24 protein-coding genes and 1 tRNA gene are annotated in these 23,382 nt (G+C 66.1%); 16 read left to right on the top strand and 9 right to left on the bottom strand.

All coding sequences use genetic code 11. The features are described from left to right. Nucleotides 1–29 precede the first annotated feature (29 nt). The 4 genes from feoB to M3P36_RS04885 form a co-directional block, all read right to left on the bottom strand. Nucleotides 30–1,892 carry a ferrous iron transporter B gene (gene feoB, locus M3P36_RS04900; RefSeq protein WP_249702136.1) on the bottom strand — a complete coding sequence of 621 codons (1,863 nt, stop codon included), beginning with the start codon at nucleotides 1,890–1,892 and terminating at the stop codon, nucleotides 30–32. Next, entirely contained in the window at nucleotides 1,889–2,143 is a 255-nt protein-coding gene (locus M3P36_RS04895; protein WP_249702135.1) for a FeoA family protein, read from the bottom strand. The genes feoB and M3P36_RS04895 overlap by 4 nt, the downstream gene beginning before the upstream one ends. Before the next feature lie 70 nt (nucleotides 2,144–2,213). Then, nucleotides 2,214–2,873 carry a COQ9 family protein gene (locus tag M3P36_RS04890; protein WP_249702134.1) on the bottom strand — a complete coding sequence of 220 codons (660 nt, stop codon included), beginning with the start codon at nucleotides 2,871–2,873 and terminating at the stop codon, nucleotides 2,214–2,216. Further along, nucleotides 2,873–3,496: an ankyrin repeat domain-containing protein gene (locus M3P36_RS04885; protein ID WP_249702133.1), complete on the bottom strand. Its 624-nt coding sequence runs from the start codon at nucleotides 3,494–3,496 to the stop codon at nucleotides 2,873–2,875. Before M3P36_RS04885 ends, M3P36_RS04890 begins: the two co-directional genes overlap by 1 nt. A gap of 106 nt (nucleotides 3,497–3,602) precedes the next feature. Between M3P36_RS04885 and M3P36_RS04880 the strand changes: the two genes are divergently transcribed. Genes M3P36_RS04880 through M3P36_RS04855 form a run of 6 tightly spaced genes read left to right on the top strand, consistent with a single transcriptional unit; the run spans nucleotide 3,603 to nucleotide 7,518 of the window. After that, complete coding sequence (locus M3P36_RS04880) at nucleotides 3,603–4,205, top strand: SCO family protein (RefSeq protein WP_249702132.1); 603 nt, start codon at nucleotides 3,603–3,605, stop codon at nucleotides 4,203–4,205. 7 nt (nucleotides 4,206–4,212) lie between these two features. Next, nucleotides 4,213–4,644, top strand: a complete 432-nt coding sequence (locus tag M3P36_RS04875) for a YcgN family cysteine cluster protein (RefSeq protein WP_249702131.1) — start codon at nucleotides 4,213–4,215, stop codon at nucleotides 4,642–4,644. A 10-nt stretch (nucleotides 4,645–4,654) separates the two neighbouring features. Then, nucleotides 4,655–5,392 (top strand): M48 family metallopeptidase, encoded by a 738-nt coding sequence (locus M3P36_RS04870; RefSeq protein ID WP_249702130.1) that lies wholly within the window; start codon nucleotides 4,655–4,657, stop codon nucleotides 5,390–5,392. A 56-nt stretch (nucleotides 5,393–5,448) separates the two neighbouring features. Continuing rightward, nucleotides 5,449–5,922, top strand: a complete 474-nt coding sequence (locus tag M3P36_RS04865; protein WP_249702129.1) for a hypothetical protein — start codon at nucleotides 5,449–5,451, stop codon at nucleotides 5,920–5,922. Next, a complete protein-coding gene (ribD, locus tag M3P36_RS04860; RefSeq protein ID WP_249702128.1) occupies nucleotides 5,915–6,889 on the top strand; it encodes a bifunctional diaminohydroxyphosphoribosylaminopyrimidine deaminase/5-amino-6-(5-phosphoribosylamino)uracil reductase RibD in 975 nt (324 codons plus the stop codon). The genes M3P36_RS04865 and ribD overlap by 8 nt, the downstream gene beginning before the upstream one ends. Before the next feature lie 11 nt (nucleotides 6,890–6,900). Beyond that, entirely contained in the window at nucleotides 6,901–7,518 is a 618-nt protein-coding gene (locus tag M3P36_RS04855; protein WP_249702127.1) for a riboflavin synthase, read from the top strand. Here the strand turns inward: M3P36_RS04855 and M3P36_RS04850 are convergent. The 3 genes from M3P36_RS04850 to M3P36_RS04840 all read right to left on the bottom strand — a co-directional run bounded on the left by M3P36_RS04850 (nucleotide 7,508) and on the right by M3P36_RS04840 (nucleotide 10,110). Continuing rightward, complete coding sequence (locus M3P36_RS04850) at nucleotides 7,508–8,053, bottom strand: GNAT family N-acetyltransferase (protein WP_249702126.1); 546 nt, start codon at nucleotides 8,051–8,053, stop codon at nucleotides 7,508–7,510. The two genes, M3P36_RS04855 and M3P36_RS04850, sit on opposite strands and share 11 nt — an antisense overlap. A gap of 1 nt (nucleotide 8,054) precedes the next feature. Next, nucleotides 8,055–9,233 carry an amino acid aminotransferase gene (locus M3P36_RS04845; RefSeq protein WP_249702125.1) on the bottom strand — a complete coding sequence of 393 codons (1,179 nt, stop codon included), beginning with the start codon at nucleotides 9,231–9,233 and terminating at the stop codon, nucleotides 8,055–8,057. Between the two features lie 73 nt (nucleotides 9,234–9,306). Then, a complete protein-coding gene (locus M3P36_RS04840) occupies nucleotides 9,307–10,110 on the bottom strand; it encodes a DUF1134 domain-containing protein (RefSeq protein WP_249702124.1) in 804 nt (267 codons plus the stop codon). 254 nt (nucleotides 10,111–10,364) lie between these two features. Here M3P36_RS04840 and M3P36_RS04835 point away from each other — a divergent pair. Together M3P36_RS04835 and M3P36_RS04830 are read left to right on the top strand one after the other, a co-directional pair. Then, a tRNA-Ser gene (locus M3P36_RS04835) sits at nucleotides 10,365–10,456 on the top strand. A gap of 130 nt (nucleotides 10,457–10,586) precedes the next feature. Continuing rightward, the gene (locus M3P36_RS04830) at nucleotides 10,587–11,261 is read left to right on the top strand and encodes a response regulator transcription factor (protein ID WP_249702123.1); all 675 of its coding nucleotides are present in this window, start codon (nucleotides 10,587–10,589) and stop codon (nucleotides 11,259–11,261) included. 125 nt (nucleotides 11,262–11,386) lie between these two features. Here M3P36_RS04830 and M3P36_RS04825 read toward each other — a convergent pair whose 3' ends face one another. Both M3P36_RS04825 and M3P36_RS04820 read right to left on the bottom strand, forming a co-directional pair. Continuing rightward, nucleotides 11,387–14,041, bottom strand: a complete 2,655-nt coding sequence (locus M3P36_RS04825) for a TonB-dependent receptor domain-containing protein (RefSeq protein ID WP_249702122.1) — start codon at nucleotides 14,039–14,041, stop codon at nucleotides 11,387–11,389. A gap of 112 nt (nucleotides 14,042–14,153) precedes the next feature. Then, nucleotides 14,154–15,734 carry a beta-helix domain-containing protein gene (locus M3P36_RS04820; protein WP_249702121.1) on the bottom strand — a complete coding sequence of 527 codons (1,581 nt, stop codon included), beginning with the start codon at nucleotides 15,732–15,734 and terminating at the stop codon, nucleotides 14,154–14,156. A 292-nt stretch (nucleotides 15,735–16,026) separates the two neighbouring features. On the opposite strand from M3P36_RS04820, the gene M3P36_RS04815 reads away from it, so the two are divergent. The 8 genes from M3P36_RS04815 to M3P36_RS04780 all read left to right on the top strand — a co-directional run bounded on the left by M3P36_RS04815 (nucleotide 16,027) and on the right by M3P36_RS04780 (nucleotide 23,367). Further along, the gene (locus tag M3P36_RS04815) at nucleotides 16,027–16,398 is read left to right on the top strand and encodes a tetratricopeptide repeat protein (RefSeq protein WP_249702120.1); all 372 of its coding nucleotides are present in this window, start codon (nucleotides 16,027–16,029) and stop codon (nucleotides 16,396–16,398) included. A 148-nt stretch (nucleotides 16,399–16,546) separates the two neighbouring features. Next, nucleotides 16,547–17,188 (top strand): lytic transglycosylase domain-containing protein, encoded by a 642-nt coding sequence (locus M3P36_RS04810; RefSeq protein WP_502798359.1) that lies wholly within the window; start codon nucleotides 16,547–16,549, stop codon nucleotides 17,186–17,188. A gap of 2 nt (nucleotides 17,189–17,190) precedes the next feature. Continuing rightward, complete coding sequence (locus tag M3P36_RS04805) at nucleotides 17,191–17,478, top strand: TrbC/VirB2 family protein (RefSeq protein ID WP_249702119.1); 288 nt, start codon at nucleotides 17,191–17,193, stop codon at nucleotides 17,476–17,478. Between the two features lie 4 nt (nucleotides 17,479–17,482). After that, nucleotides 17,483–17,764 (top strand): VirB3 family type IV secretion system protein, encoded by a 282-nt coding sequence (locus M3P36_RS04800; RefSeq protein WP_249702118.1) that lies wholly within the window; start codon nucleotides 17,483–17,485, stop codon nucleotides 17,762–17,764. Nucleotides 17,765–17,797: 33 nt separating this feature from the next. Beyond that, the gene (locus tag M3P36_RS04795; RefSeq protein WP_249702117.1) at nucleotides 17,798–20,221 is read left to right on the top strand and encodes a VirB4 family type IV secretion/conjugal transfer ATPase; all 2,424 of its coding nucleotides are present in this window, start codon (nucleotides 17,798–17,800) and stop codon (nucleotides 20,219–20,221) included. Then, entirely contained in the window at nucleotides 20,218–21,453 is a 1,236-nt protein-coding gene (locus M3P36_RS04790; RefSeq protein WP_249702116.1) for a TrbL/VirB6 family protein, read from the top strand. Before M3P36_RS04795 ends, M3P36_RS04790 begins: the two co-directional genes overlap by 4 nt. Continuing rightward, nucleotides 21,450–22,220, top strand: a complete 771-nt coding sequence (locus M3P36_RS04785) for a TrbG/VirB9 family P-type conjugative transfer protein (protein ID WP_249702115.1) — start codon at nucleotides 21,450–21,452, stop codon at nucleotides 22,218–22,220. Before M3P36_RS04790 ends, M3P36_RS04785 begins: the two co-directional genes overlap by 4 nt. A 4-nt stretch (nucleotides 22,221–22,224) precedes the next feature. Then, nucleotides 22,225–23,367, top strand: coding sequence for a TrbI/VirB10 family protein (locus M3P36_RS04780; protein ID WP_249702114.1), 1,143 nt, complete (start codon nucleotides 22,225–22,227; stop codon nucleotides 23,365–23,367). Nucleotides 23,368–23,382 lie beyond the last annotated feature (15 nt).

Genomic DNA, 23,382 nt, shown 5'->3' with positions numbered 1-23,382 from the left:
CAGCGCCAAGGGGCGGCGCGGATTTATCCCTACCCCAGCCCAAGCCACACGGCGGTCCAGTAGGTCAGCCCGGCAAAGAAATAGGCCATGGCAAACAGGTAGCCCATCATGACCATCGGCCACTTCCACCCGTTGGTCTCGCGCCGGGCCACGGCAATGGTGGAAAGGCACTGCGGGGCAAACACGAACCAGGCGAGGAAGGCGAGCGCCGTGGCCAGGCTCCAGTCGGCGGCGAGTTGCGGGCCGAGCGTGGCGGCGGCCTCCTCCTCGTCCTCGGCATCGACGGCATAGGTGGTGGCTAAAGCGGACACCGCCACCTCGCGCGCGGCCATCGCCGGGATCAGGGCCAGCGCGATCTCGTGGTTGAAGCCGATTGGCTCCACCACCACTTCCAGCCCGCTGGCGATGTGGCCCGCGATGCTGGCTTCGGACTGGGTCTCGCCCGGCCCCGCCTTGGGAAAGCTGAGCAGCACCCACAGCACCACGGTGGTGACAAAGATGATCGTGCCCGCGCGCCGCAGGAACACCCAGGCGCGCTGCCACAGGCCGATGGCAAGATCGCGCAAGGGGGGCATCTGGTAGCGCGGCATTTCCATGATGAAGCCCGACGCCGCGCCCTTGGTCACCGTGCGGCGCAGCACCAGCGCCGCCACCATCGCACCCATGATCCCGGCCATGTAAAGCGCGAACAGCACGAGGCCTTGCAGGCCAATGCCCGGCCCGACTGTCGTGGGCGGGATGAAGGCGGCGATCAGCAGGGCATAGACCGGCAGCCGCGCCGAACAGGTCATCAGCGGGGCGATCAGGATGGTGGTCAGCCGGTCCTTGGGATCGGAGATTGAGCGGGTCGCCATGATCCCCGGGATGGCGCAGGCAAAGCTGGACAGGAGGGGGATGAAGCTGCGGCCCGACAGCCCGACGTAGGCCATCAGCCGGTCCATGATGAAGGCGGCCCGCGCCATATAGCCCGATTGCTCCATCGCCAGGATGAAGGCGAACAGGATGACGATCTGGGGGAGGAACACGATCACCGAGCCCACCCCGCTGAGCACGCCCTGGGTGATGAAATCGCGCAGGATGCCAGCCGGGAGATAGGCATTGGCCAGCTCGATCAGCGCGCCGATCCCCGCCTCGATCCCGTCGGCAAAGGGCGTGGCCCAGGCAAACACCGCCTGAAAGATCACGAACAGCAGGCCGAACAGGATCACCGGCCCGGCCCATGGGTGGAGCAGCACCCTGTCCAGCCTGGCGTGCAACTGGTGCGCCCCGCTCTCCGACAGGATCGCGCCCGCGGTGATGTTATGCGCCGCCAGCCGCCGCTCGCCCATGGTAAGGCGCGCGACATTGTGGCGCAGCGACAGGTCCTGGTTGTGCGCGCCCTCGATCGCGGCGACGAGCTCGTCCAGCCCGCGCCGCCGGACGGCCACTGTCGGCACCACCGGCACGCCAAGAGCGGCTTCGAGCGCAGCGGGGTCGATCACCAGTCCGTCCCGCTCGGCCAGGTCCACCATGTTGAGCGCGATCACCGTGGGGCGGCCGAGGCCAATCAATTCCTGCGCGAAGACCAGGTGCTGTTCGAGATTGGCAGCGTCGAGCACGATCACCAGCACATCCGGCTGCGCCTCGCCCGCAAAGTCGCCCATGACGACGCTGCGGGTCACTTCCTCGTCAGGGCTGGACGGGTCGAGCGAGTAGGAGCCTGGCAGGTCCACCAGTTCTACCGGCGCGCCCGATGGCAGGACCAGCCGCCCGGCCTTCCGCTCCACCGTGACGCCGGGATAGTTGGCGATCTTCTGCCGCGCCCCGGTCAGCGCGTTGAACAGCGCGCTCTTTCCGGCATTGGGGTTGCCGACCAGTGCGGCGGTGGAAATGGCAACGAAAGGCGCGTTCACAGCACGCGCACCGTCATGGCGCGGGCATGGACCCGGCGCAGGGCCACGGTCATGCGGCCGATCTCGATGGCGATGGGATCCTTGCCGACGAATATGCCGCGATGTGCGATGGTCACTTCCGCCCCCAGGTCAATGCCCAGCGCGCGCAGCCGCTTTGCTTCCTCGGGCGCAAGCACGGCCCAGTCCACCCCGGTGATCTCGGCCCGGGTGAGCGGTGCCAGCGTGTCGAGGGTGAGGGAATCGGGTGACATGACCATGGTCTCTGGCGGCGCGATGCCAGAGCCTTGGCTTAATTGCAACTCATTCGCAATAGAAGAAGTTTCAGGCCTGCGGGTAGCGCAGCCGGCCGAGGAAACGGGCGAGGTCGAAATGCTCGCGTCCGCTGAACAGTTTTGCCTTGGCCTTCTCGAACTTCATCACCCCGTCGATCCGCCGGTCGAGGAAGGCAGCGGCATCGGCCTTGCCGGGGCTGTCATCGTTGACATAGACCGCCAGGCTCGCGGCATAGATGCCCGCCAGGATCGCCCGCTTGGTGTAGTAGTTGTAATCCGTGGCCACATCGCCTGCCAGCCGCCACATGGCGTCGGCACTTTGCCAGCCCAGCTTCAAGGTGCGCGCGGCGTTCTGCGGCATGGCCTGGATGGCCAGCGCACGGCTGATCGCTTCTTCCATCCCGCGCGACTGTTCGAGCCGGAACCACACCAGCTGGCGAATCCGCTCGCGGATTTTCATGCTGTCCAGCGAACCATCGGCGAAGCGCGTCGCCATGGCCTGGTCCACGCTTTCGATGAAGGCGGCGATCATGTCCATCGCGCCCCCGGGAAACGCCAGCCGGGCTACCGCCGGATCGACGCCCTCGCCCTCTGCCGCTGCAACCAGCGCGGCATCGCTCCACCCGTCGAATACTGCCGCCCGGGCAATGGCCGGGCCAAGCGCACGGCGAAGGCCCGCCAGGGATTGGTCGGCAGCAGCGCCCGCCATCAGAAGCGCGGCCCGTAGCTGGTGCCGGTGGTGGCGCGCTCGCTCTCGGCGCGGGCGTAGCGGTCGATGGTGCTGACGGTCACGTCGGTCTCGCCGCGCAGCCGGGCATAGTCGCGCGCGGAACGGCCCGAATTGTCATAGCGATCGGGGTCGGCCCCTGCCTGCAGCAGCACGCGCATCAATTCCAGGTTGCGCGCGTGGACGGCGTACATCAGCGGGGTCTCGCCCGAATTGTTGGTCACATCGATCCGCGCACCGTGGGCCAGCAGCTTGCTGACACCTTCGATGAAGCCGAGCTGCACTGCCTGCATCAGCGGGGTAACGCCGCTGTTGTCGGCCACGTTCACATTGGCGCCCTGCTGGTAGAGGAAATCGATCCACACGCTGTCGCGCCGCGCCACGGCGATATGCATCGCGCTGCGACCAGTGCCGATATCGCGGGCATTGACCACGGTGGAGCCCGGCACGTCGAGCATCTCGGTCACCTTGGCCCCGTCGCGATCCTGGACCGCTTTGAGGAACTGGGCTCCTTCGGACTGGAACTGCGCAGCTGCCGGAGCTGCCAGTCCAAACGCTGCCGCGGCAGCTCCCAGTTTAACCAGTGTCTTGAAAAGAGCGCCCATGGCTGCCTCTCATGCTCCCGTGCAATTTTCCGAAGGGTCAGCCCGCCTGCCTTCGCAGGATTCGCCCTTGCCCCTCCAGCGTTAGCAGAGCATGAACCACCCTGTCATGCCCAAGCTCCCATTTGTTCGCGCGCTGGCCTTGCTGGCCATGCCTTTCGCCCTCGCCTCCTGCGGCGATTCATCCGCGCCGACCGAGCCGCCCCCGCTTGAAGGCGCGCCCATTGGCGGGCCATTCACCCTGGTCGACGAGACCGGCGCCACGGTGCGCTGGAGCGACTATGACGGCAAGTGGCGCATGGTCTATTTCGGCTATACCTGGTGCCCCGATGTCTGCCCGTTCGATCTCAACCGGATGATGGCGGGCTACCGCATCTGGGCCGAGGAGAATCCGGACCTTGCTGGCGATGTCCAACCGCTGTTCATCACCGTGGACCCCGAGCGCGACACGCCGGAAAAGCTGGTCGAATATACCGCCAATTTCGGGGAAGAACTGATCGGACTGACCGGCAGCCCCGAAGCTATCGAGGAAGCGGCGACCAACTTCTCGGCGTTCTATGCGCGCGGCGAGGACGATGCCAATGTCGGCTACCTGATGCAGCATTCCCGCGCCGGATACCTGATGGACCGCGAGGGCAACCCCATCGCCCTGTTGCCGGTGGATGAAAGCCCGCAAGGTGTGGCCGACCAGCTCGCCATGTGGGTGCGATGAGAGTCTCATGAGAGAGCGATTCTGGGAACTGCCGCTCGACGTGCTGGCGCGCGACGAGTGGGAGGCCCTGTGCGATGGCTGCGGCCGTTGCTGCCTGCACAAGCTGGAGGATGAAGACACCGGCGAGGTGGCCGAAACCAATGTCGCCTGCCGCCTGCTCGACACGCAAACCGCGCAGTGTTCCAACTATCGCCACCGCAAGGCTTTCGTGCCCGATTGCCTGCGGCTGACGCTGCAACTGGTGAAGAAGGTGCCGTGGCTGCCGCCAAGCTGCGCCTACCGCCGCCGCGCCGATGGCGATCCCCTGCCCGACTGGCACCCGCTGCTGACCGGCGACGACAAGGCCATGCGCGCCGCCGGGGTCAGCGTGGCGGGCCGCGTCATCAGCGAAGCCGATGCGGGGCCGATCGAGCATCACCTGGTCGAGTGGCCGAAATGAGCCCCGAACGATGAGTCTCGACTGGCTCAGGCGCGAGGCGGCAGAGCCGGTGCTGCAGCTGGCGGGCGGCGAACTGCCGGTCACCATCCGCCGCCACACCCGCGCCACCCGGCTGACCATGCGGCTGGCGCCCGACGGCAGCGAGGTACGCATCACACTGCCGCGCTGGGGTTCCACGCGCGATGCCATGGCCTTTGCGCAGGAGCGCGCGGGCTGGGTCGAAGCGCAGCTTGCCCGCATCCCGCAGGCCTTGCACATCGCACCGGGCAGCCGCGTGCCCTATCGCGGGCAGGACCTGCTGGTCGACTGGCAGGAGAAGGCTCCGCGCCGCCCGCGCATGGCCGATGACCGGATCACCCTGGGCGGCCCGCAGGACAACCTGGCCCCGCGCCTGCAGCGCTGGCTGGAGCGGGAGGCGCTGGCCCTGCTGGCAGACGACCTGGCGTTCTATTGCTCCCGCGCGGGCGAGGACCAGCCGCAGCTCCGCCTCAGCCGGGCGCAGCGGCGCTGGGGCAGTTGCACCGGCGAGCGGAAGACCGGGCGCTGCATCCGCATCAACTGGCGGCTGGTCATGGCGCCCGACCATGTGCGCCGATCGGTCGTGGCGCACGAAGTGGCGCACCTTGTCCATTTCGACCATTCGCCCGCGTTCCATGCCTTGCTTGGCGAGCTGTACGAGGACGACATCAAGGCAGCCGACCTGTGGCTGAAGCGCGAGGGCCGCAGGCTCTACGCCGCTTTCGGCTGAATCCGCCGCCTACTTCACTACTGGCGCTGCCGCCCGCTACCCCCTATCTGGGCGGCATGAAGGAATTTTTCCGCAGTATCTCCCCCCGCAGGGCGGCGCAGGACCTGATCACGGTCTGGCAGGAGCCGAACAGGCACCGCTGGCCGGTGCTGGGCCTGGCGCTGGCGATCACCTTTTCCCTGTTCATGCTGTTCATCCCGGACGATTACCGCACCCAGCCAGCAGCGCCCGAGATCATTTTCATCTCGACCTACGAAGACAATCGCACCGAGCAGGAAATCATCGCCTCCAACTGCCGCAACCAGGAATTGAAGGACGCGATGCAGGCCCGGCTCGATGCCCGCGCCGAACTGCGGCGGGAAATGTACATCGCGCTGGGCCGGGCGACCTTCCTCGATGTGGACAAGATGGTGGAAGAGGCGGAGGCTAACCGCGCTGCCGCCGAGGCCGAAGCCGCCGCCAACGCGCCGGAGCCGACGCCGGAACAACTTGTCACGGTGGAAGAATACTGCGCCCGTGCGCTTGGCTGACAGTGCTCCGGACTACGCGCGGTGGCTGGCGGCAGCTGCCAGCCTCGCCACGCGCGCCCGCCCGCTGACTGCGCCCAACCCCGCCGTTGCCGCCATTGTGGTCAAGCAGGGCGTGGTGGTGGGGCGCGGTATGACCGCTCCCGGCGGGCGGCCCCATGCCGAGGCCGTAGCCCTCGCCCAGGCAGGACCGGCGGCAAAGGGCGCCACGCTCTATGTCACGCTGGAGCCTTGCGCCCACCCCTCCCCTCGCGGCCCCGACTGTGCCGGACTGGTTGCCGCTGCTGGCCTTGCGCGGGTGGTGGTGGGCTGTGCCGACCCCGATCCGCGTACCGATGGCAAGGGCATGGACCGTTTGCGCATGGCTGGCGTGGCGGTGGACCTGGCAGACGATCCCGCCTGCCGCGCAAGCCTGGCCGGGTTCCTCACCCGCCAGACCCTTGGCCGCCCGCATGTCACGCTGAAGCTGGCGGTTAGCAAAGATGGCTTCATCGGGCCGCTGTCGGGCGAACCAGTGCCGATCACCGGCCCCGTCGCCCGCGCCCATGTCCACCGCCAGCGGGCCTTGGCCGAAGCGATCGTGGTGGGCGGCGCGACCTTGCGCAATGATGCCCCGCGGCTGGACGTGCGGCTGCCGGGGCTGGAGCAGCGCTCCCCCCGCCGGTTCGTGCTGACACGGGGCGAGGCTCCGGCGGGATGGGACCGGCTGGCGCGGCCCGGGGATGTGGCGGGCCTGTTACCGATGCAATATGTCTATGTCGAAGGCGGCGCGGCCACGGCGGCAGCTTTCCTGCAGGCAGGGTTGGTCGATCTGCTGCAGGTCTATTGCGCCCCGCACGATCTTGGCACCGGCATCCCCGCCTATGGCCCGCTCGGTGCCGCGACCCAGGGCAGCGCACCGCCGGGCTTCACCTGCGTTGACCGGCGGCCCATAGGCGGCGATATGCTGCTGACCTACCTGCCGACCTGAAGGGATCCAGCATGTTTACCGGCATCGTCACCGCCATCGGCACGATCGACAGCGTCGAACAGCGCGGTGATCTGCGGGTGGTTATATCCTGCCCGTTCAACCCGGCCACCATCGCCATCGGCGCGTCCATCGCCTGTTCGGGCGTATGCCTGACCGTAGTGCAGAAGGGCGGCGAGGAAGGCGCGCGCTGGTTCGCAGTCGATGTCTCGGCCGAGACCGTCAGCCGTACGGCCAGGGACATGTGGCACAAGGGCCGCTCGCTCAACCTCGAACCCTCGCTCCGGCTGGGAGACGAGATGGGCGGCCACATCGTGACCGGCCATGTCGATGCCGTGGGCCGCGTGGTGGACTGGCGGCCCGAAGGCGATTCGATGCGCGCCGTCATCGCCGCACCCAAGGAACTGGCCCCGTTCATCGCCGCCAAGGGTTCGATCACGGTCGATGGCGTTTCCCTCACCGTGAATTCAGTGGATGACCGTCCCGACGGATCAGTCCATTTCGGCCTCAACGTAATCCCCCACACCGCCGAAGTCACCACGCTGGGCGAACTGCCGCAAGGCGGCGAGGTGAACCTGGAGATCGATACGGTCGCGCGCTACCTCCAGCGGATGGCGAGCTTCAGGGCCTAGCCAGCGGCCCCGCGGCAAACAGGGCGCGGTGGATTTCATAGACCACGTGGACGATCTCGCCCCGATCTGTGGCGATGCGCTCCTCCTCGTCCAGCAGTCGGCCGCCGATCTTCTCCATGGCGCGGCGGGAGATGACATTGTCCTCGCCTACCCGGAACAGCACCCGCTCAACGAACCGGAACGCATGGACCAGCATCAGCCGCTTCATCTCGGCGTTGAGGCCGCTGCCCCAGTGCTGGCGCGCCAGGAAGGTCCAGCCGATCTCGACACTGCCGCCATCTGCCGGATCATGGCCCTGGAAACGCGAGGAGCCGATCACTGCACCGGTCGACCGTTCCGTCACCACCAGCGCCCCGCCCTGGGCCAGGGCATCGGCAAAGAAGGCGCGGAATACCGGTTCCTGCCAGCGGTCGTGCATGGGATGGCGGGCCCACAATTGCGGATCGCTGGCGACGGCATATAGCGCCTGCCAGTCGTCGTCCCGTAGCGGCCTTAGGACCAGCCGCTCCCCGATGAGGACCGGCTGGCGGTCCATGTCACCCGCTCACCGCCGCCAGAGCGCCGACGAACTTGTCGATGTTGCCCATGGTCAGTCCGGCGATGTTGATGCGGCCGGAACCGGCCATGTAAACCCCGTGATCGGCACGCAGGGCAGCGATCTGGTCCTTGTTCAGCGGCAGCATGGCGAACATGCCCTGCTGGCGGCCCAGCGGCACAAGATCGACCGCGCCCGCACTGCCCGCAGCGGCGAGCTTTGCGCGCACTTGCTGGATGCGCGTGCGCATCGAGGTGAGTTCGGCCACCCAGTCGGCCGTCAGCGCGGCATCGGTCAGCACCATGCGCACGGCTGAAGCGCCGTGATCGGGCGGCATCGACCAGCTGGCGCGGGCCAGGGCATGGCCATTCGACAGGGCCGCGGTGGTCTGCGCGGCATCGCGGGTCAGCGCATAGAAGGCGCCCACGCGGTCACGATAGAGGCCGAAATTCTTGTCGCAGCTATAGGCGATCAGCGCTTCGGGCAGGCGGGCGACCAGGGCGCGGGTACCATAGGCATCCTCGTCCATCCCCACGCCCAGGCCCTGGTAGGCCAGGTCCACGATCGGCAGCACGCCGGTTTCTTCCAGCAGGCCGACAATCTCGTCCCACTGGGCGGGGGTGTAATCGATGCCGGACGGGTTGTGGCAGCAGCCGTGCAGCAGCACCGCATCGCCCGGCTGCGCATTGTGCAAGGTCGTGCGCAGGGCCTCCATATCGGTCGACCCGTCTGCGGCGGCATGGCTGAAGCCGACCATCTCGACGCCGGTATCGGCAAGGATCTGCGCGTGGTTGGGCCAACTCGGCGTGCCCATGTGGATACGGGTGACGCCGGCCTTCTTGGCCATGGCCACGGCAATGCGCACCGCGCCGGTCCCGCCGGGGGTCTGCATGCCTTCGATCCGCCCGCCGTGCGAGGGATCGCCGCCGCCGAAGATGTGCGGCATCAACGCATGGACAAAGCCCATGTCGCCTTCCGGCCCGAGATAGGCCTTGGTCTCCTGCTCGGCCACCAGCCTGGCTTCTGCAGCCTTGATCGATGTGAACACCGGGGTCGCCCCGTCGGCGGTGCGGTATACGCCCACGCCAAGGTCGATCTTGTCGGATCGCGGGTCCGCTTCGAAAAGCTTGATCAGCGCCAGCAGCGCATCGGCGGGTTGTTGTTCGAGTTTGTCCAGCATAGCGCCGCGCTCCTAGCCGCGGCGCACGCGCAACGGCAAGGACAATTCAAACCGCCAGGGAGGTTTTCCGCTGCTAGAAGGGCAGCCAGCGCTGTTCGTGGCTGAACCGCATATAGCCCGCGTTGACGCCGAGCCGCAGCCCTGCCCCCACGCGGATGGGGATCAGCACGGTGTTGCCGCGCCGCAGGTAGCTGGCGGTGAACCCGCCCACCAGATAGGCCTGCCCCTCGCCCGCCGGATAGCGGCGATAGAGCTCCTCGGTATCGTCAAGATTATAGACCAGCACGAAGGTGTTGCCCGCATTCGCACCGGCATCGAAACCGATCGACGGGCCGGTCCAGTACACCGGGCGATTGCCTTCAATCCGGTGGAACAGCGTGCCCGAACCATAGCGTACACCCAGCACGAATGCGCCGCCGCCCTCGCGCCCGACGATATAGGCATTGGGCTCACCCTGCTTTTCGAGAATGTCCTCGATCAGGCGGGCGAGGCCCTCGGCACCCTTGCCGAACAGGCCTTCGGCTGCGCCGATCAGGTCGTCCTCGGCGTAGGTAGCGGAAGGATTGACCGTGGTTGCGGCCGTGTTGGCAGTGGTGGCCGCGGGTGCAGGATAGGTTTCGGGCGGCAGGTCCAGCGTGGCATCGGCATAGCGGGGGGCAGGTGCCTCATACCGCTCGGTCGGTGGCGCGACCTGCGGGACCGGAGCGGGTGATGCGGCCGGAGCCTGGGGCCGGACGAGGTCTGCATCGATCGCGGAATCGGGATCGATGCGTTCGATCGACTGCGCGGCAAGTGGCGCTGCGGCAAGGCCCGCCAGCATGGCGGCGGCCATGCCGAGCCCATGCTTGCGGCAGGCAGCGGCGATGCGGATCAGCATGGGTAGGCCTCCCTCGTCCAACACACCGGACCAATACAGTCCGGATCACCGGCCAACAGAATCCTTTGCGCGTGAAGCATCAATGAACGCGCGCCGACCCGAGTCCGTTTTGCGGTGAATCGAATCGAATGGCAGGGTGAAATGCGGAGCCCGGCGTAGCGTTGGCGCACCGTATGAGGGAATTTGCGGAAATCTGCAGCCGCGCTTGCTCCCGCCCGATAGCACCGTTATAGGCCCACTCGCCGCTGCGATCCGGAGACGTGGGTGAGTGGCTGAAACCAGTTCCCTGCTAAGGAACCATACTCCTACCGGGGTATCGAGGGTTCGAATCCCTCCGTCTCCGCCACCATCGCCTGCGCCGCCGCCATCATCCGGTCAAGCGCAGGCGCGGCATTACGCGGTTCGGCCCAATTTCCGTCATATGCGAGTCACATCGCCATGCCACCTCCCGTGCACCAACGGCAGGGGCCACACCGATGAACCGCGTCAGTATCGTCACCACCGACCAGCAGGCAGCGCGGTTCGACCGGTTCTCCAACGGCGAGGCGGAGTTCTCGTTCGGCCTGCTCACCCCGGCCGGACCGCAGAAGCTGGTCGAAGGACAGGTCTGGGCCTTCGTGGACTGGGTGATGGACGACCTGTCGGGCCTCGAGATGTGCCGCCGACTGCGCGCCGATCCGCGGCTGGGCGATGCCCATGTCACGATGGTGCTCGAAGCCGACGATCCCGATGACCGCCGCCGCGCGCTGAAAGCGGGGGCTGACGATTACGCGATCGGTCCGCTCGACCGGCAGGCCATACTCGACCGGGTGCTGGCGCTCCACGCCAATGGCTCGCGCCCGCCACTGCGCCAGATGGTCGATGCGGGCGACCTGCAGATCAACGTGGCAGGCGAACAGGCGCGGTGGAAAGGCACCCTGGTGCCGCTGCGGCCCAACGAATTCCGCGTCCTGCGGTTCATGGTCGAAAACGCCAACCGCATCCTCACCCGGCAGGAACTGGTCGATGCGCTGGGCAAGGCGGGCGACCCGGAATACCTGCGCACGGTGGACGTGTGGATCAAGCGCCTGCGCTTCGGCCTGCGCGAAGCGGGTGCGGGCCAACTGCTACGCACGGTCCACGGCAAGGGCTACGTGCTCGACCTGCCCTGAGGCGCGCCACTTTCCCCGCGCTGCCCGATTAACAAGGCGCCCGACAAACAAAAACCCCCGCCCGGGATACCGGACGGGGGTTTTCTAACTGTGTCACCGGCAATCGCTGGCCGGGTCTTGGTCTGTCAGAAATCAACCGAAACAGATGCCGATAGCGACGTGCCGATCTTGTAGGTGTTGATTTCCAGCCGGTTGTTCGCATCGGCCAGGAACTCTTCGTTGATGCGGCCGAAGATGTTGCGCGCTTCCAGCTTGAATTCGGCATCGCGACCGAACAGGTTCAAGCCCTGGCGCACAACCAGGTCAACCTTGATGCCCGGATCTTCGACAACATCGGGGATAGCGCCGCTGCCACGGCTGGTCACCCGCTCGCTGCCATAGGATACCAGCGCCGTAAACTGCTGCAGACGCTCGGTATCCTCAAGGGTGAGCTGGAGGTTGGCGATATGGTCGGACTGGCCGGTCAACTGCGATCCATCGCGGAACAGGTCGGAAGCCTGGATGACAGCACCGCGCTGGTTTAGCGTGGTATCGCCAGCCTTCACCGAAATGTCCGAAGTGGTGTAGGTGTAGTTGGCAACGACAACCAGTTCCTTGGTCGAGAACAGTCCGCCGAGATCCGCCAGATCGAAGTTGTACTGGCCATCGACCTCCACGCCCATCAGCGTGGCCCGGGGCGCGTTGGCAAAGGATGATGTCTGCGCGTTGTCGTTGAACCGCGAGAACACTTCGATCGGGTTCTTGATGTCCTTGTAGAACCCGGCCACGGACACACTGCGCCCGCGACCCATGTAGTATTCGGCGCGCAGTTCGTAATTGGTCAGTTCGCTGTCCACGAGGAACGGATTGCCTTCGAACGACCGGCTGATTTCCGGATCGAAATAGGGCAGGAAGATCAATTCGCGGAACTGCGGCCGGGCGATCGTCCGTGAAGCGTGGGCCCGCACCTGCAGATCATCGAACGGCGTAACGGTGACAGTGCCCGACGGCAGCCAGTAGGAGTTGTCGAGACTGGTGCCGCTGATGATCGCGATCGGTGTGTTGAACACTTCGACCGGGTTTACGAACTGCTGCGCGTCTTCATACCGGACACCAACGTCGAAGGAGAACCCTTCGGCCGGCTCGCCCCGCAGCATGGCATATCCGGCGTGGACTTCCAGCCCGGCGTCGAATGCCGCCGCGTTCTCGCCCGGTTCGACCAGGCGCAGCCGGAAGTAATCGATAATCGCATCGCCCAGCAGAAGATCCGGGCGCAGCAGGCCGACACCCTGGCGGAACTCCGGTGAGCGGGTGCCGTCCGTATTGCGGAAGGCGAACTCGCGGCGTTCGGAATAGCGCGTGGTATCGGAATAGGCATAGCCGACAGTGCCGCTCATCCAGTCGAGCAGGGGCACCGAAATGTCCGCCCCGCCGTACCACAGTTCCTCTTCCAGATTGGAGAATGCTACCCGGGCGTCGCCTTCCTGGCCATCAAGCTGGTTGACGAACTGGTCGCCCAGGAACGCGGTCGTGTTGCTCCGCAGATAGACGAAGTCATACTCGTAAGGCGCTTCGCGCTGGGTCTGGGCATATCCGCCACGCAGGTCGAGCGAGACCCGGCCGAGCTCGAACTCACCGACGAACTGGCTGTTGATCAACTGGCGTTCGTACCAGCCGGTCTGCTGCTGCTGGTAGCTTTCGTCATCGACGAAATCCTCACCCTCGGCCAGGCGCGCCTGCTTGAGCGTGTCGCGGATGAACAGGTTGGTCCAGCGGATCTGCTGTTCGCCGAACTCGGCACCGAAGCCAAGCAAGCCGTTCACCGTGATGCGGTTGTCGGTGGCGATTTCGTTGATATCGGTACCCGACGAAAAATTCTGCAGCGGCAGCTGCTTGAAGATGTCGCGGGTGCGCCATTCGTTGCTGATCGAGGCGGTGCCGATGACACCGAGCCGGCCATCGCTGCCGAAATCGATCGCCGTGCCGCCGGTCAGGCTGCCCGACCAGTTGGCCGGGATATCGCCGATCTTCTGCAGCAGGATCAGGTTGGGATTGCCAAGCTGCTTGCCGATGGCTGCCTGCTGTTCGATCGACAGATCATTGATGCGCTCGCCACTGGCGAAAAAATCCTGCAGTGCCGGCGGAATGTCGCGCGTGCCGTCGTCGAAAGCGGACCAGTCGGTGCCCGATCCGTAGTAGGACAGACCGTTGTGGAAGGTGGTTTCGGTATTGCCGCTCACGCCCATGCCGACAGACAGGAAGGATTCGTCCGGCACCGCGCGGGTCGTGAGGTTGATCACACCGCCGCCGAATTCGCCCGGGAAATTGGCCGAATAGGTTTTCTGCACCAGCGACGAGGCGATGATGCCGGTCGGGAAGATATCGAGCGGGACCACGCGGCTGAGCGGCTGCGGGCTGGGGAGCGGCGAACCGTTGAGCAGCGCCAGCGAGTAGCGATCACCCAGGCCGCGCACGAAGACGAAGCCCTGGCCCTGCACCGACAGGCCCGTGACGCGGCTTAGGGCGCCAGCGATGTCGCCTTCGCCGGTGCGGGCGATCTGTTCGCTCGACAGGACACTGATGACCTGGGAAGAACTGCGGGTGGGATCGCGGTTGATCCGCCCGGTCACGATGATGGTATTGGCACCGGGGAGCGAGATGTCCGGATATTCCTCGTCCTCAACCTCATCCGCAATCTGGGGATCGGTTTCCTGGGCAAGTGCTCCGGTGGTAAAGATGGCGGGAAAGGTGAGCGCGGTGGTCAACGATAGTACGATCGCGAACCGGTTGCCGATCTTCATGGCCCTGGACTCCCTCATGAGTCGTAAAAATTCAAACGGGCAGCCGCCCGAACACAATTGCCGAGCGAGGGGTGTCGGCAAAGGCCGACACCCCCGCGCCCGATAGCCCTGATCAGGCGGTCGCCGGATAGACCGGCAGCGTGAGGCACGAACCGGTGTTGCCGGTGCCGAAGTTCAGCAGCTGCATGTTGCAGGTCCAGCCCTGGGTCCAGTCGTCGTCGGGCGATACCGCGCCAATGTAGGTGGTGACGGAGAAGAAGCTCGACAGGGCAGTCACATCGAAGATCGGCGTGAAGGCGGTTTCGTTAGGGCCGTTCAAATAGCCGCTCACCAGTGTGTTGGTGTAGGCAGTGTTGTTGCCATTTCCAGTGATGAGCGCGAGCGCCTGGGCCGCCGTCGGCCCCGGATCGTTGCCAATGCTGCCATTACGGGTCAACGTGGGACACTGGAAGCCATTCGAAGCGAAGACGGGCGGGCCATCATCCTGCAAGCCGACATTGGCTTCGCGCATGGTCTGGGCGTCATCAATCCGCAGGCATTGCGAATTGCTCGACAAGTCCAGAATAACCGAGTTGACCACCGTGAAATCCATGCCACCGCGGATTCGCAGGCCGGCGCTGCCTGGAGTGCGCTTGATCATCGTGGCATTGGCAATGACCACATCGGTGCGCGGAAGTTGGTCCTCGCGACCATTGCTCGAATCGCCTTCAACCAGGGCATCGCCCACGGCGCGTTGCGACAGGATCACGTGTTGGAACTGGCCCTTCACGCCGACGTCCACGTCAAGCGAATCGTCTTCGGCGCCGTAAACGATCAGCCTCTTCATGTTGACGCTGCCGCCGAAGAATTCGACGCCATCGTCCGAGCTGTTGACCGACTGGAGGTTGTTGATGATGGTACCCGAACCCGAGCCCACGGTGGTCAGGCCCTGCAGTTCGTTGTCGTTACCCAGGATGAAGCCCGAGAAGCGGATCTGGACGAATTCCAGGCGGCCCGAGTTATCCGCGCTGTTCGTACCACCACCGAAGGCCGGAGTGGCCGAACCTTCCAGGGCGAATTCGCAAGCAGCAGAGCCCGGAGTGGCGCCCGCTGCAACGCAGTCGACAACCGGCGCACGGCCGAGAAGCACGACACCGCCCCACTGGCTCGACGAGTTTTCACCGTTGAGACCCAGCACGTTGTCACGGCTGGTGAAGATGATCGGGCGATCTTCAGTGCCGACGGCGTTCAGGCGGTTGCCGCGAGTGGCGGCAAGGTAGGACGAACCCGAGGCATAGACGATCACGCCCGGCTCGATCGACAGGGTCACGTCGTTGCCGGTCGAGGCAGCGCCCTGGTCGGTCCCGATCGCGGTCTGGCCGGCGAGGCGATAGAGCAGGCCGGGGATATAGGGCAGGTTGCTGCTCTCATCGATGACCAGCGGGAGGGCGCAAACCCGCCAGGTGCCGGTCGGGCCGGTGATCGTGCCTTCGTCGGCCAGACCGCCAGCAGCAGTTATCGTCGGGCAGCCGGTGGCCGGGGTCACCAGCGACGAAGTCGGCGTGGGGGTCGGCGTGGGCGCAGGCGGGTTGGTGGTGTTGTTGTTGATGGTGACGTTGCCACCGGTGCCGGGCGAAGCAATTTCTTCGGGACCGCAGGCGGACAAGGCCAGGATCGAGCAGCCAAAGGCGAGAGTACGGGAAAGTTTGGTCACAACGAGCGGTCCCCTGATATAGCCGGGATTGCGGCAGGAATGGCGGTGCGACGTGCATGTCGCGAATCGCCAGCTAGGGCCGCGATGTGACAGTTTGCGGTCTATGTTACGGTTGTCGGGCACTATCCACAGGCGAGGGTTTGGACCACTGCGTGACCAACCAGGAGTCCGACTCGGGGCAGGCCGTGACCCTGCTCGATATTGCAGTTTTATGACACTGTTACGGTTTTGTTGCAGCGAGCCGCGCGGCCATGCATCCTGCCTCTCAACAACAGGTCAAAGGAGAGATACGATGCTGGCCACCATACTATTCGGGACACTGGCCTTCGCCCAGGCCGGATCGCTCGGCGTGATCGACGAGCCCATGCGCGAACAGCGCGAAGTCGCCTATGATGCCCTCGTCACGGGCGAAGCGCGCGCGGCGGTCGAGGCGCTTGAGGCGCTGCGGGCCGACAATCCCGGCGATCCGGCGTTGCTGATCAACCTCGGGTCTGCCTATGCCGCACTGGGTGACACGGCGCGGGCCGAGGCTGCCTATCGCGAAGCCGCCACCAGCGACATCCGCTACCAGCTCGAACTGGCCGACGGCAGCTGGACCGATTCCCGCCGCGCCGCCCGCACCGCCTTGCGTGCGCTCGAACAGTCGCGTGTGGCAATGAACTGAGACCAGCTCAGCATTAGGCTTCAACAGGGTCCGGTGGCCATGGCCGCCGGACCCTTTTGCTTGCAGAAGGCGCATTTAGGTCATGGCCTGTCACGCCGCTGTCATTTGTTGTAAGCATTGGCTCGGGCTTGGAGGCTTGGTTTTAACGGTGATTCTTCGGCGCGCCCTCATTGCTGCATTCGTGCTGGCCATGCTGCCGGCAGCGCCTGCGCGTGCCGACGTGCTGGAAGTGGGCACCGGTGGCGAGGCGCGCTGGCTTTCGGGGCCGGGGATGGCGAGCGAAAGACCCTCGCCTGCTGCCGTATCCGACGTCCCGCTGTCGGCACTGGCCGTGCCCGAACACGCCGTGGCCGATACCACCCGCCATGCCGGCGGCGTGCCTTTGCGCTATGTGCAGGCCGTCGCGACACTTGCCGCACGTTATGACCTGTCGCCTGCCCTGATTGAAGCGCTGGTCTGGCAGGAAAGCCGCTGGCGCGAAAATGCCGTTTCCCATGCCGGTGCACGCGGGCTTGCCCAGCTGATGCCCGGCACCGCGCGCGACCTTGGGGTGAACCCCGACGATCCCTTCGCCAACCTCGAAGGCGGGGCGCGCTACCTGCGCGAACAGTTGAACCGCTTCGACGGCGATCTGGAACGCGCCCTTGCCGCCTATAACGCCGGTCCCGGCCGGGTCATCAGCGCAGGCGGCATTCCCCGCATCCGCGAGACGCAAAACTATGTCGCCGCGATCATGGGCCGCCTGGCCAGCCATTCCGCCCCTTCATCCCCTGCTGTGAGTAGCCGATAACAATGTCCCTTATTGCCCGCCTGTTCGCATTTGCCGCCCTGTTTGTGCCCGCAACGGCCCATGCCCAGTCCACCGCCGGGTCCGGTCCGATCGAATCGGCGCTGATGTGGCTGCAGGGGACGCTGCTGGGCAATGTCGCCACGGCTGTTGCCGTGATGGCGATTGCCGCGGTCGGCTTCGGCATGCTGACCGGCCGGATGAACTGGCGCTTCGGTGCCACGGTCATCATCGGCATCTTCATCATCTTCGGCGCACCGGTGATCGTCGCCGGTATCCAGTCGGCGAGCTGAGGCGGTGCAACTGGTCCGCCACCGCGTCCACCGCGCGCTTACCCGCCCGCAGATGTTCATGGGCGTGACGCTGGACTATTACGTCATCAACATGATGGTTTCGGCCTGGGCATTCCTGATCCTCAAGAGCTTCTGGATGCTCGCGGTTCCGCTGGCGGTCCATGTGGTCGGCTACTTCGCCTGCCTGCGCGAACCGCGGGTGTTCAACCTGTGGATCACCAAAGTCAGCAAATGCCCGCGCGTGCGCAATTTCAAGCGCTGGGGCTGCAACAGTTATACCGCCTGAGCGGCGCCGAAAAACGGCGATAGGAGCAAGTCGATGAGCAAAAAGTGGCTCGGAGCCGCCGCCTGGAGCGCCAAGGAAGCGCCAGCAGGCGACCGGCTGCCCTACGCGGCGCTGGTCGATGCCGATGTCGTGCTGCTGCGCGACGGATCGCTGATGGGCGCGCTGCAGGTGCCGGGCCTGCTGTTCGAGACCGAGGACACCCAGGCGCTCAACGCCCACGCCGCCACCCGCGAGGTGATGCTGCGGAGCAATCTCGATGCCCGCTTCGTGCTCTATCACCATGTCATCCGCCGCCGGGTGACGGTGGAGCTGGACGCGCAGTTCGACGATCCGCTTAGCGCCCATATCGACGCCCGCTGGCGTGAGCGATTGTCTTCCGGATCGCTGTTCGTCAACGACCAGTTCGTCACCCTGGTGCGCCGCCCGGCGCGCGGGAAGGCCGGCTGGGGAGAGAAGCTGGGCAAGCTGTTCAAGGGCAAGGCGACCGAGGCCGAGGAGATCGACCACCGCGACATCCGCTCGCTTCGCGCCGCCTTGCAGGCGCTGGCCGCATCGCTGGGCGATTACGGCGCGCAGCCCTTGGGTGATTACACCGGTGCCAGCGGGCAGGTGAACAACGAGCTGCTCGAACTGCTCTCCGCGCTCTATAACGGCGAGATGCGGCCTGTCCGCCGTCCGGAGGATGCGACCGATATCGGCCAGATGCTGCCCTATCGCCGCGCCAGCTTCGGCATTGATGCCATGGAGCTGCGCGGGGCCACGGGGGCCGATTGCGCCGCCATGCTCAGCCTCAAGGACTATCCCGACGCGACCAGCCCGGGCCTGCTGGATGGCATCCTGCGCCTGCCGCACGAGATGGTCGTAACCGAGAGTTTCGCCCCGCAGGAACGCCAGTCCGCGCGCGAGCGGATCGACCTTGCCCTGCGCCGCCTGCGCGCGGCAGACGAAGATGCCCAGGCCGAGCGGGCCGACATGCTGGCCGCGCGCGACGAACTGGGCGCAGGATCGGTGGCGTTTGGCGATCACCACCTGTCGGTGCTGGTGCGCGAGACCACGCTCGACCGGCTCGACGATGCCGCCGCCCGCGTGGCCGCCGCGCTCGCCGATACCGGCGCGATTACCGTGCGCGAGGACACCAACCTGGAGCCGTGCTTCTGGGGCCAGTTCCCCGGCAACGAGAGCTACCTCGTCCGCCGCGCGCTGATCACCACCGCCAACATGGCGAGCTTCGGCAGCTTCCACGGCTTTGCCCTGGGACAGGCCGATGGCAACCACTGGGGGCAGGCGGTCACGCTGTTGCAGACCACCAGTTCCACCCCGTTCTTCTTCAATTTCCACCACGGCGACCTCGGCAATTTCAGCGTCATCGGACCGTCGGGTTCGGGCAAGACGGTGGTGATGAACTTCCTCGCGGCACAGGCGCAGAAGTTCCGCCCCCGCACGATCCTGTTCGACAAGGATCGCGGCGCGGAGCTGTTCATTCGCGGCATCGGCGGTTCCTATGACCGGGTGCGCTCGGGCGAGCCTTCGGGCTTCAACCCGCTCTCCCTGCCCGATACTCCCGCCAACCGCGCCTTCCTGCGCGACTGGCTGGGCGTGCTGCTGAAGGCCGAGGGTGCAGAGGAATTGCAAGTCATCACCGCAGCGGTCGATGCGGCCTATGCCAACGACTCCAGCTTGCGCCGCCTGCGCCACTTCAAGGAACTGGTATCGGGCAGCCGCCGCCCGCAGCCGGGCGACATGGCCGACCGCCTGTCCGCCTGGATCGAGGATGGCGAGAACGGCTGGCTGTTCGACAACGCCACCGACAAGCTCGACCTGACCACCCGCGTCATGGGTTTCGACATGACCGCGCTGCTGGAAAACCCGCGCCTGCGGACGCCGGTGATGATGTACCTGTTCCACCGCATAGACGAGCGGCTGGACGGCGAGCCGACGATGATCCTGATCGACGAGGGCTGGAAGGCGCTGGACGACGAGGTCTTTGCCGCCCGCATCCGCGACTGGCTGAAGACGCTGCGCAAGCGCAACGCACTGGTCGGTTTCGCCACCCAGAGCGCACGCGATGCACTCGACAGCCGCATTTCCACCGCATTGGTGGAACAGACCGCCACGATGATTTTCATGCCCAACGCCCGCGCCCGCGCGGAAGACTATTGCGACGGGTTCGGCCTGACCGAGCACGAGCTGGCGCTGATCCGCAGCCTGCCCGCCCACAGCCGCTGCTTCCTCGTGCGCCAGCCTGATGCCAGCGTAGTCGTGCGGCTCGACTTGTCGAACGCGCCTGAAGTGCTGACCGTGCTGTCCGGCCGCGAAAGCACCGTGCGGCGGCTCGACCTGCTGCGTGAGGCAGTGGGTGACGATCCTGCCCAGTGGTTCCCGGCGCTGACCGGCAAGCGTTGGCCGGGCACTCCCGCACCTGACGACAAGATCGACGACCGGGAAGCCGCCGAATGATGGCCAGCGCCGCCCCTCCCCCCGCTGGCGGGGTTGACCAGTGCCAGGCCGCGCTCGAAGGCGTGGGCGCGGGCATTGGGGCGAGCCTGCGGGCGATCGACTGCGCGGCCAATGCCATGTCGCAGGCCGCTTTCAGCCGCATCTTCGGGCCGGAGGGCGCGTTTCTGCTGCCCTTGCAGATCATATTGTCGATCTTCGTTGCGCTGCTCGGCTATGGCCTCATTACCGGGCGTTTGCGCATCGGCCTGTCGGCGCTGGCCCCCCGTATCATCACGCTGGGCGTGGTGCTGACCCTAGCGACCAGCTGGATCGCCTTCCAGAACGTATTCTGGGGCCTACTGGTCGGCGGGCCTGACCAGATCGCGGGCGTGATGATGGGGACGCAGGGCTCTGCCAGCACCATCTTTGCCGACAAGCTGGACGTGGTGATGTATTCGCTGATGGAGGCTTCGGGCGGCGCGGGCGCGTCCGAAACCACCTCGATCTTCTCGCCGCCGGGGCTGCTGTGGGCGGGCGGCACCATGCTGCTGCTGGGCACGGTCGGCGTACTCGCCACTTGCAAGATCGCACTGGCAGTCTTGCTGGGCCTAGGCCCCATTTTCATCGTCATGGCGCTGTTCAAAGGGACACGCGGGCTGTTTGCCGGGTGGCTGAAAGCTGCCGTGCTGATGGCGCTTGCGCCGTTGTTCGCCGTGCTGGGCGGCACGCTGATGCTGGAACTGGCCACCCCCGTGCTGTCCTCGCTGATGACCACGCCCGGCCAGATCGACGTGCGCCCGGCCATGGCCTTCTTCATGATCGGCGCGGTGCATCTGGCGCTGATGGCCATGGTGATGAAAGTCACCAGCACCATGGTGGCAGGCTGGAGTGTGTTCGGCCTTGCCGGCGGGTCCGACCGCAATGACGAGCAGCGCGACCGGGTGCCCGCGACCGACCGCGTTTCGCAGGTTGCAACATCACCCGGCGTCGCCGCTGCCGGAGCCGCAGGAATGTCCGCCGCCCCCGCCCGCGATATCCGCGTTGCTGCAAATATGCCCATAGCAGCCAACGACAGCGGCGAAATCCGGGCGACAACCCGCGAAACCCGCATCATCGCCGGAGCGGCCGGTTCCGCCGCCAGCGGCCAAGCCGACAGTACCTCCCCATCCCGCGCGCGCGGGATCGGCAGCCGTTTCAAATCCGCGCCTGCACGACCAGCCTCCTCGGCAAGACCTGAAAGAAAACCATCATGACCCGCGCCATCCTCATCGCGGCCCTGCTTGCCAGTGCCTCGCTGGCCTCCCCCGCAATCGCCCAGGGCGATCCCCGGCTGGTGGTGCGCGAATATTCCGACAGCGAAGTGGTCCGCGTGGCTGGCCAGGTGAACGTCCAGGCCACTATCCGCTTCGCCGATGGCGAGCAGATCCAGAACGTCGCCATCGGCGATTCGCAGAAGTGGCAGGTCACCCCCAGCCGCAGCGCCAACCTGCTGTTCGTGAAGCCCCTGTCCGAACGTGCCACCACCAACATGACCGTGGTGACCGACCGGCGGGTCTACCTGTTCGATCTCGTCGCCAGCCCGGCGCACCGCAACCCGCTCTACGTCCTGAGCTTCACCTATGCGGACGAGCCGGTGGAGGAGGAAGAGGACGTGCAACTGGCCGAGGACGGTTCGCGGATCGAACGCGCCAATCCGCTGGAAATGGCCGCCGCGACCGACGATTTCGCCATTATCGATCCCGCCAGCCTCAACTTTGCCTGGGCCAGTGAAGGCGCGCCCGCGCTGTTGCCCGAAACGGTGTACGACAACGGTTCTGCCACTTTCCTCGCCTGGCCGGTGGGCGAGGCCATGCCCGCGATCCTGATCAAGGACGAGCAGGGCATGGAAGGCCCGGTCAACTTTGCCGTACGCGGCGATGTCATAGTGATCGACGCCGTGCCTGCCGAAATCATCCTGCGATCGGGCGACAACACCGCCCGCCTCGTCAACCAGCGTCCTGCCGCGCTTGCCGGAGCCTAGAGCCATGAAACTCGCCATGCGCCTGCCCGAAAAGAATTCCGCCGCTTCCAATGATCGCGACCCGCGCGAGGACGCGACGACCGAGATCATCGATCTTGCCAGCCGCACCAGCTATCCCGCCGTCGCCAACCGCAAGGGCCATTCCGATGCCCTGGGCCTGGCCGCCGGGATCGGTTTTGTCGCCCTGCTGGGCGCAGCCACCCTGTGGGGCCTCAACGCCAGCCGCATGCCGGACGAGGCCGCCCAGCCTGCCGCACCTGCCACCGTGCCGCCCGCGCAGACCGCCGTTGCGACCCCGCCGCCAGACATCAACGCCCTGCCATCGGCCAATGCCGGGGCCGTGCAGCCCGACATGCAGCAGGGCATGGCGGGGCCGGTCCTGTCGCAGCCGCCCTATGCCGACTATGCCCAGCAACCGCAGTTGAACCCCTATGGCTCGCCGGTGCTGGTCTACGATGCCGGGGCCGCGCCGGGCAGCCAGCTTGTTGCTGCTCCCACCCAGGCGACTGCACCCGATGGCAGCGTGATCGCCGGTTCGGGCTCTGCCGGAGATTTCGCCGCGCGCATCGGCGGCATCGGCGGCGGTCCCGCCACCGCGCAGCAGAGCTTCGATCCCGCTACCACGATCAGTCAAGGCACGATGATCCCGGCCATCCTGGAAACTGCAATCAACACCGATGTGCCGGGATATGTCCGCGCCGTGGTGAGCCAGGACGTGCGCAGCTTCGATGGCGGGCGGGTTCTGGTCCCCCGTTCCAGCCGCCTGGTCGGCCAGTACCAGAGCGGGCTGCAGGCGGGCCAGCGCCGCGCCTATGTCATCTGGACCACGCTGATCCGGCCCGATGGCGTATCGGTCAACCTCGCCAGCCCGGCCACCGGTTTTGACGGCACCACCGGCCTTGCGGGCGAAGTGGACAGCCATTTCTTCGACCGCTTCGGATCGGCCATGCTGCTGTCGGTAATCGGCGGGCTGACCACGATTGCCAGCGGCGGTACGTCGGTGATCCTCGGTGGCGGGCAGACGGCTGCTTCTACCGCCTTGCAGCAGGATGGCCAGCGCCCGCCCACCGTGCGCGTGCGCCAGGGCGAACCGATCCGCGTCTTCACCTCGCGCCATCTCGATTTCAGCCGCGCCCCGCGGTTGTAGGGTAAGGCTTCGTCA

The sequence above is a fragment of the Altererythrobacter sp. KTW20L genome (genome assembly GCF_023501975.1).
GTDB lineage: Bacteria > Pseudomonadota > Alphaproteobacteria > Sphingomonadales > Sphingomonadaceae > Alteraurantiacibacter.
The sequence above is the reverse complement of the archived record's forward strand: the minus strand, read 5'-3'. Positions and strand labels throughout refer to the sequence as shown.